The organism is bacterium (genome assembly GCA_019912885.1).
GTDB lineage: Bacteria > Lernaellota > Lernaellaia > JACKCT01 > JACKCT01 > JAIOHV01.
Window position 1 is genome coordinate 1 of the sequence record JAIOHV010000061.1, and the last position, 8,462, is coordinate 8,462.

Consider the following 8,462-nt stretch of genomic DNA (forward strand, 5'->3'; position numbering starts at 1 on the left):
GGACCGCCACGAGCGCCACGCCCGCGAGAACGGCGAAATACGCACGGCGATTCTTGCCGCGAAATTGTGTGATGCCCGCAAGAGCCAGAGCAAAAATCAGCGACGCAAGAGCCGCGCGTGACGCGCTTGCCACCATCGCTCCGAGCATGACGACCGCGGCGAATGCGAGAAAGCCGAGACGTTCGATCGCGCCCGCGTCCTCGCGCCGGAGTTCGCGGCGCCGCGAAAACTCAAAGAGCATCGCGCCGGCGACAAGGCCAAGCGCCATCGCCAGATAGGCCGCGTAATGGTTGCGATTGACGAAGGTGCCGGTCGCGACGTCGGTGTAGGAGGTCTTCGCCCACGCGAAGATGTGCTGATGTCCGCTCATCCACTCGATAAGGCCGTAGAGCGCCTCGCCGACACCGACGGCCGCGAGCGTTCGCGTGAGCCGAACGATCTGCGTTTGGCGTTCGTAGAGAAGAACGATCGTGGCGAAGACAAGCATCGCGATCATCCACGTCAGCAAGTGGCGCAGGCCGATCTCCGGCGCGGGGTGCATTGGCATGAAAGCGCCGGGGACGATGCGGCCGTCAAAGGCGAGCCATCGCGCCAGGGCTCGGGGCAGCGGAAGAAGCTGCACGGCGCCAACGGCCAGAAAGGCCGCGCCGGCGTAAAACGCGGGCCGCGCATCGCGCAGCCGCTCGAGGATGCGCGTATCGCCCCGGCCGATCCGCGCGCGCGCTTCGATAACGGCAAGAACGGCGAGAATCGCGGCGAGAACGAACGCGGGCGCGCGATGCGCGGCCGCGACGCCGCCAAGCGCGATCGGCAGATAGATCAAAAGGCCAAGCAGCAGGATTTCGACCGATGCGGACAGCCGTTCGGCGCCGAAGCTGCGCATGGCGGCCTCAGGCCGACTTGCGATCTTCGCCGAGGTTTCGCTTCTTGCGCCGGCGATCGGGCGTCGTTCCGTCGTCGCTGCGGTAGTAGTGATAGTAATAATAGTAGCGATAACCCTCGCCGCGCAGATTGAAATCGTTGAGGACCGATCCGACGATGTGCGCCTTGACGTCCTCCATCTGACGCAGCGCGCGATCGAACATGTCGGTGGTCGTCTTGCCGGCCTTGACGACGAGCATGACGCCGTCGACGCGCTTCGAAAGCACCGCGGCGTCCGTTACGGCGACCACCGGCGGCGAATCGAAGATCAGCATGTCGAATCGCCCGCGCAACTCCTCGATGATCGCGTCCATGCGCTCGCTGCCGAGCAATTCGGAAGGATTCGGCGGTATCGGCCCGGACGGCACGATGAAAAGATTCGGGATTTCGGTTTGCGTCACCGCGTCCTCGAGCGGGATTTCACCCATGACGTAGTTGGTCAGCCCCTGATCGCGATCGACGCCGAAGGCCTTATGCAGGCGCGGGCGGCGGAGGTCGGAATCGACCAGGCAGACGCGCCGTCCGCCCTGCGCGAAAATGATGCCCATGTTGATGACGGTCGTCGATTTGCCTTCCTGCGGTCCGGCGCTCGTGACGAGCAGGCTGCGCAGTTCGCGGCCCGGCGAGCTGTAGATGATGTTCGTGCGTATCGCGCGGCACGACTCGGTGATGCTCGATTTCGGGTTGTGGTGGCTGTAAAGATCGTCGGGCGGAATCTCGTCGTCGTCGGACTGAAAGCTCGGGATGATGCCGAGAAACGGCACGTCCGTGAGGTTTTCGATGTCGATCTGCGTCTTGATCGTGTTGTCCACGTACTCCATGAAAAACGCGAGACCGACGCCGCCGAGGATACCGAGCAGCGCTCCGAGCATGACGTTCATCTTGCGACGCGGGCGAATGTGGTGCTCGGGCAGGCGCGCCTGCTCGACGATGGAGATGTTGTTCGCCGCGAGATTGCGCGTGATCTCCGTTTCCTTCGCGCGCTTTTGCAGCTCGTCGAAGACGAGCTGATTGGCCTTGGCGTCGCGCTGCAGCGCCTTGAACTGGATCTCCTTTTCGCTGACCTCCTGCGCCTCGGCCCGGGCCTCGATGACGGCGAGGTCCATCTCCTTTTCGCGCCTTTGGGCGATAATCAACTCGGCCTTGATGGATCCAAGCGTGTTCTTGATTTCGCCGCCGATCTCGCTTTCGATCACGCCGATCTGCTGCAAAAGCGCCTGAACCTGGGGATGGCCTTCCTTGTATTTCGATTTCAGTTCCGCGAGGTCCTTCTCCATGATGACGAGTTCGGACTTCAGTTCCTGGACGAGCTTGTTTTCCATGACCGCGGGGATCATGTCGCCCTCGCCTGCGTTGGCCATCTCGCGGTACTTGTTATAGAGCGCCTCGGTTTCAATGCGGTGCTGGCGCGCCTCCGCGGCGGCCTCGGAGAATTTCGCTAGATTGCGCAGGGCGATATTGAAGCGTTCCTCGAACGAAAAGACCTGCGCGTTCTCCATGTAGTTCTGCATGCGCTTTTCGCTTTCCTCGAGCCGCTCGCGCATGGTGTGGGACTCGCCGGAGAGCCAGTCGAGAGCATCCCGCGAGGTGACGCGCTTGCTTTCGAGATTCTGCCGCTGGTAGACCTCGGCAACCGCGTTCGCGATCTTCATCGCGAGTTCGGGATTGGTCGACTCGGCGTGGATCGCGACGAGCTGCGAGTTCTTGATCGGCTCGACGTCGATCTGGTCGGCGAGCGTCGCGGGGGCGTCCTTCGCGGTGCGATACGGATCGACCTCGGCAAGGCTCAGGCGATCGATCACCTCGGCCGTGACCTGGCGCGAGCGGATGATGCGGAACTGCGTCTCGTAGTATTCCTTCAGTGCCCAGTAGTTGCGCGAGCCAAGAGCCACGACCTCCTTGAATTCGACGACGTTCGGCGCCTCGGGAAGAATTTGCACGAGCGCCGTCGAGCGGTAGACCGGCGCCTGCATGAACGTGCCGAGCGTGATCAGCGTGAGCACGATGAAGAAGAACGTGACGACGGTCCACCGGCGCTTGACAAGGACCTTGCCGTACTCCCGCGGATCGAAACCGCCGCGATGTCGCAATCGAGCCAATCGCGTCTCCGTTAAAACAGGCTGCGCTTGACCTTCACAATGTCGTCGGGCAGCAACGTGAAGTCGGCCTTCGTGTTCCTGGACAATTTTTTCAGATTGAGGCTGATCGTCAGATTTTTCCCGTCGTCATCGCGCGTGACGATGACCTTGTTTCCGGCGGAGGTCGTGACGCCGCCGGCCAGCGAAATCCCCCGCAACAGCGTGAGGCCTTCCTCGTAGGGAACCGGCCCGGGCTTTTTGACCTCGCCGTCGAAATAGACGTAGCGCGCCTTCGGCACGGAGAGGATGTCACCGTGCTCGAGCGTGAGATTCAGCGACAGGTCGCCCTGGTCAAGCAGGCGATAGCCGTCGATCCGCACGACATCGATCGCCTTTCCGGTCTTGCGCGTGAAATCCTCGAAGTCCTTTTCGTGTCCGGCCTCGTTCAGAAGGGAACGGACCTGCTCGGTATCGAGCTCGTTACCGCCGCGGATCAACGCGAAAGACTTGTCGCCGTCGGGCGAAATGCCGCCGGCGATCGAAAGCGCGTCGAGCACACGCGTCTCGCCGCGGAGCGGATAGGCGCCCGGCGTCTTGACGTGGCCCAGCACGTAGAATTTCTTGGATCGGTATTGTTCGACGACAACCGAAATCTGCGGATCGACGAGGTGCCGCTCGCCGAAAAGTTCCTCGAGGCGCGCCTCGACGTTGCGCGGCGTCAGCCCGGAAACCGGCACGGCGCCGATCCAGGGCATACGCAGGGTGCCGTCGGAGGCGACTTCGTATTTTTTGCTGAGGTCCTCCTCGCCATAGACCTTGATGTCCAGCACGTCGCCCGGGCCGATCGCATAGCCGGCCGCGAGGGCTATCGACGCGGCCGCGGCGATCGCGGCGAAGGCGACGGCGGCGAAGACGGCTTTCAAGCTAGAACTTCGCGAGAAGCTTGAGGAAATAGATATTGCGATTGGTGGTGGTTTCGGTATCGCCGTCATCGAACTGGAGCGTGTCGTACTGGTAGCCGCCTCCGAGGTAGAGCCAGTATATCAGACGCAGCGTCAATTCGGCGCGTAGTTGGATGTAGTCCTCGTGCCGGTCGAACGGGTCGGAGAATTCGTTGGACTGATAGCTGCCGTATCCCTCGGTGGCCAGGCGGTGGCCCCAGACGCGGTAAAGGAGCAGGTAGACCTCGTCGGAGACGTAGAAGTTCGTCGTGGACGAATCGAGGATCTGCCGCCGGACGCCCAGGGCGACGCGCGCATCCTCACTCCAGAGCGCCGAGAGCTCGGCCTGGCCGATCGGGCCCTGGTAGTCGTCGTTTTCGGCGTAGTCGCTGACGTGGTATCCGCCCTTGAGAATGATTCGCAAGACGCGGGTCAACTGACCCGTCACGCCACCCATGCCGTAATAAACCGTGGCGTCGCCGTCCGGATTTTCCGGATAGACGTATTCGCCGGCGCCGCCCTGCAGGACGAGCGCGGTCTTGGGGAAAAATTTGAGGCGCAGATCGCCGTCGCCGAAATTGCCGCGGCGGTTGAGCAACTCGAACGGTTCGGCGTATTGGTCCCAGATGTTCGTGTAGGTGCCGGCGATGTAGAGGTTTTCCTCCTCGCCATAGCGGTAGCCGAGCGTGCCGTGCGCTTCGTTGTGCTCTTGGTCGCCCTGGACGAGATCGACGTATTGCGCGTTTTGCTCGAACGCCTTCTGGACGACGTAGGTGTCGTCGCCCTTGACGAAGATCCCCGGCGGGGACTGGTAGTCGAGAAGGCCGGTGAAGGTGTGGTTTGTCGCATCCAGGCGCGAATGGACGTTGTTCGGATCGTCGTCGCCCAGATACGAGTCGTTGTAGAACCGGTAGCCGGCCTCGAGCGTGAAACGCGGGATGCGCAGGCGCAGGTTCAGGGCCGGTTGCAGATTGAAAACGAAATCCGATTCGATTTCCTGGGGAACCGTCGCCTCGGTTTCGGGTTCGTAATCCGTGGGAACGAAATAGATATTGTCGACGTAGCGGATCGACGTGTAGACAGACGGGTGCAACGAAAAGGCGCCGAACCGCATGCCTTCGGATTCCTCAAAGGCATGGGCGTCGCCAACGAGCGTCGCGGCGAAAAGCACGCAAAAAACGCCGCATGGTATCGACCGGGCAAACAATCGCCTCATCAACACTCCGGAAAAGCTTCCGATTGAAAAAGAATACGAAACCCGTGCCGTTTCGAGCGGCTAAAGCGTGGCCGGACTTTCCGGCAACGGCTCGTACAACGGCGGCTGCGGTTCGGGCATATCGACCCGTTCAAACGCTCCAAAATCCGCACCCAGCGGATTGATGTTCCGTCCCATGAACCGCTCGACCGACTCGGTGAACCCACCGTCCGCGCCGATCCGGCTGTAGCATTCGTTCGCCAGCCGCACGAGCTGCTCGGCGACTTTCTTGTCTTTTTGCACCTTCAGGAACTCCGACTCGATCTTGTCGGGATTCTGTTCGAGCGCCGCCTGGCGAAGGGCCTTGGCATTGACAAGCGTGTCCGCGAGGATGCGCCGCAAATCCGCAAGACGCGGTGCGACGCAATTGAGGCGCAGCGTGTCCTGATTCTGGCGCGCGTCCTTTTCCTCGGCGTCCATCGCGGCGACGGACGCGCGGAGGAACTTGACGAAGTTATCCGTTTGAACGACGGCCGCCTTTTCTTCCTCGACGACCGCCTGGGCGAAAAGCTGCGTCGCGCCGAAGGCGGCAACGAGCGCCAAGGTTGCCAGCAACAAAAAAGGCCTAGCCATCGTTCATCCCTCCCGGACGACTTCGCCCGATGCCCGCTATTCCGCGGGCGTGAAGATGAAGGAGTAGTTGACGGTCGCGGCTCCGCCTTCGGGCGGCACCGGGAAATGGAAACGGCCCACGGAACGGCAAACGCAATCCGCGACCGACTGATTCGAGATCGTGTTGCTCGCCACGGAGCAACTGGTGACGCCGCCGTCGGCGCCGATGTTGAACGAGACGCCGACTTTTCCCTGCAGGGTCGGATCGAGTTTCAGGGCGCGCTCGTAGCAGCTACGGACAAGGCCGATGCGTCCCATGATGTATCCGCGCACCGAACCCGCGTCGACGTTCGACGGCATGCTGCTGCCGCCCGTCGAAACCCGCGCCACCTTGACCAGTTTTTTCTCGCCGCTGTCGACGGAACGCGGGCCGCCGACGGTGCCGAGGTTGCCGGCGCTCGTTGCCGTCAGGTTGCCGCCACTGCCGCCGCCGCGTTGTTCGAGGCCCTTGCCGCCGGACGCGACGTCGACACCGCCCGCGATCTTGGAGAGCGCGGTATCCAGACCGCTGTCGGTCGTTCCGCCGCTGATGATGTCATCCACGGCGCCGCCGGATTCCTTGAGCGCGGTGATGACGCCGATGAGACCCTTGGTGGCGACATCCTCGACCGGCTCTTCCGCCGGCGGGCCGGGATCGCCGGGAGGGGCCTCCTTGGGCTCGGCCTTTTTCTCGCCGCCGGCCTTTTTCGGCTCTTCCTTCTTTTCCTCGAGGGCCTTGTCTTCGAGCGGCTCTTCCGGCGGAATTTCGGTGATGTCGATCTGCGCGATGCGGTTCTGGAACTGCGCGACGCGGTCCTCGGAAAGACTCTCCTGGGCGGGCAGCGAATTGAGGTACGCGATCGTCGCGATGTGGAGGATCGCCGAACAAATCAGGATGATGACGAAAGCGGGTTCGATCTTGTGGATCATCCCGCGGCGAAATTCCTTCGGCAGCCCGGTGAGCGGCGGAGGCGGCGGCGCAACGACGACCTGAAAGAGGACGGTCGTCTTGCCAAAATTGACGGTGCCCTTGCCGGCCTGGCCCAGGGGCAGATCTTTCCCGGCCAGTTCGCCGACATCCTTCGCGCCCGAATCGACCGCGACGCGGCCGGACATGTTGGCAAGTGGATGCAGGCGGAACTCGTCACCGGCGCGGGTGATGAGCTTGTGGCTTTTGGGAACGTTCTTTCCCGCCACCGTAATCGTGTTTGACGGATCGGAGCCGAACGTCACCACGTCGGTGTCCTGGAGAACGCTCTCGGAGACGAGCTTGCCGTCCTGGACGAGCCCGATCTTCATGGCTTTGCGCTGGATCGAAATGGCCATGCCTTGGCTACCGCCTCACCTCGTCCGCCGGAGACCGGTCTGAACGCCAGTTTTCATTGGAAATTTTATCATGTTTGACGTTTCGCGATGTCATCCGGCCCGCTCTTCCTTGAAGGCCATCAGTTTGAAGTTCGCAAAGCCCGCGTCGCCCGCGCTTTTGATGACGCGCTTGACGAGTTTGTATGGGATATCCTGGTCGGCCTGAATCGTGATATCGCCGCGAAATTCCTCGCCCCGGCCCTTGGCCTGGCGCGAAAAGCGTGAGTATTTGTTCTTCAAAACCGCGGTCAGCGTCGGCAGTTCGATGGCGTCGCGCTCGGCGCCCACGATCTCGAATTCCTGATCCACGTTGGCGACGACCTCGCCATCGACCAGCACGGAGTTCTGCGCGACGGTCAGGATGACGGTCTCCACCGGCAGTTTCTGGCTGATCGAGGTCGGCAGATGCAGATCCTTGGAAATCTGGACGTTGAATTCGACCGCCGAATAGGACTTGAGCAGGAACACGAGCAGGATGGTGAACATGTCGATCATGCTCGTAAGCCGGAGCTGTTCGGGCTTTTTCAGGTGGCCCTCGATGCGCTTGCGCTTGGAAGCCGGAAACGCCATTTACTTCACGCTCCAGGCCAGGACCGGGCTCGGAAACAGCCAGTGCTGCTGCCGTCCGCCGTCCGGCGTTGTCGATTCGTATTCCCTCGAGATGTCCATGACTTTCACGATCGTCCCGTACGAGATCTCGTTGTCCGGAAGCAGAATGATCGAGTAGTGCTGGGGGAAGGATTCCTTCACCTTTTTGAGGTTACCCAAAAGCTTGTCCCAGTCGTATTCGCCGTTCTTTTTCTCGATGACGAAACGGTTTGCCGTACTCGCGTCTCCTTCGCCCGCGGGGGCGTCGCCCACGTCCAGGACGCCGCCGTATCCGGCCAGCGTGAAGCCTTCGTCGCGAATGAAGACGGTGAGCGTCAGCTTCGGCTTGTCGGGTGCCGAGGATTCCGCCTGCGCCTGATCCGGCTTGCCGCGAGCCGGCAGCGCCGTATCCACGATCGTCAGCGAGACGAATGACGCGGACAGCAAAAGGAACGGAATCAGGATGCAAAAGACGTTCAGCACGGGCAGGATGTTCAGATCCCGCTTGTCGTACTTCCCGTGTATGCGTTGGCTTGGTCGTCCCGCCACGGTCTTTCCTTAGTCTTTCGCGCCTGTCCTTAGGACGCCTGGCGCTTGTCCCGGTTCCGCGTGGTCAGCAGATTGATGAGCTTGACGGAATATTCGTCGATCTCGTCGATGATCTTGGTCGTGCTGCTCTCGATGAGCGCGTGCGCGAGCATGGACGGGATCGCCACGATGAGG

The 8,462-nt window shown here is 61.8% G+C and carries 8 protein-coding genes; all 8 read right to left on the reverse strand.

Going from position 1 to position 8,462, the window contains the following annotated elements; translation table 11 throughout:
- The coding region (locus K8I61_05210) for a hypothetical protein (protein ID MBZ0271412.1) at positions 1 to 883 on the reverse strand (883 nt) is incomplete at its 3' end.
- A 7-nt stretch (positions 884 to 890) separates the two neighbouring features.
- The gene (locus tag K8I61_05215; protein MBZ0271413.1) at positions 891 to 3,020 is read right to left on the reverse strand and encodes a polysaccharide biosynthesis tyrosine autokinase; all 2,130 of its coding nucleotides are present in this window, start codon (positions 3,018 to 3,020) and stop codon (positions 891 to 893) included.
- Positions 3,021 to 3,031: 11 nt separating this feature from the next.
- Positions 3,032 to 3,922 carry a polysaccharide export protein gene (locus tag K8I61_05220; protein ID MBZ0271414.1) on the reverse strand — a complete coding sequence of 297 codons (891 nt, stop codon included), beginning with the start codon at positions 3,920 to 3,922 and terminating at the stop codon, positions 3,032 to 3,034.
- Between the two features lies 1 nt (position 3,923).
- Entirely contained in the window at positions 3,924 to 5,156 is a 1,233-nt protein-coding gene (locus K8I61_05225) for an outer membrane beta-barrel protein (GenBank protein ID MBZ0271415.1), read from the reverse strand.
- A 60-nt stretch (positions 5,157 to 5,216) separates the two neighbouring features.
- Positions 5,217 to 5,768, reverse strand: coding sequence for a hypothetical protein (locus tag K8I61_05230; protein MBZ0271416.1), 552 nt, complete (start codon positions 5,766 to 5,768; stop codon positions 5,217 to 5,219).
- 36 nt (positions 5,769 to 5,804) lie between these two features.
- On the reverse strand, positions 5,805 to 7,112 hold the full coding sequence (locus K8I61_05235) for an AgmX/PglI C-terminal domain-containing protein (protein ID MBZ0271417.1): 1,308 nt from the start codon (positions 7,110 to 7,112) through the stop codon (positions 5,805 to 5,807).
- Between the two features lie 90 nt (positions 7,113 to 7,202).
- Positions 7,203 to 7,721, reverse strand: a complete 519-nt coding sequence (locus K8I61_05240; protein MBZ0271418.1) for a biopolymer transporter ExbD — start codon at positions 7,719 to 7,721, stop codon at positions 7,203 to 7,205.
- On the reverse strand, positions 7,722 to 8,288 hold the full coding sequence (locus K8I61_05245; GenBank protein ID MBZ0271419.1) for a biopolymer transporter ExbD: 567 nt from the start codon (positions 8,286 to 8,288) through the stop codon (positions 7,722 to 7,724).
- Positions 8,289 to 8,462 lie beyond the last annotated feature (174 nt).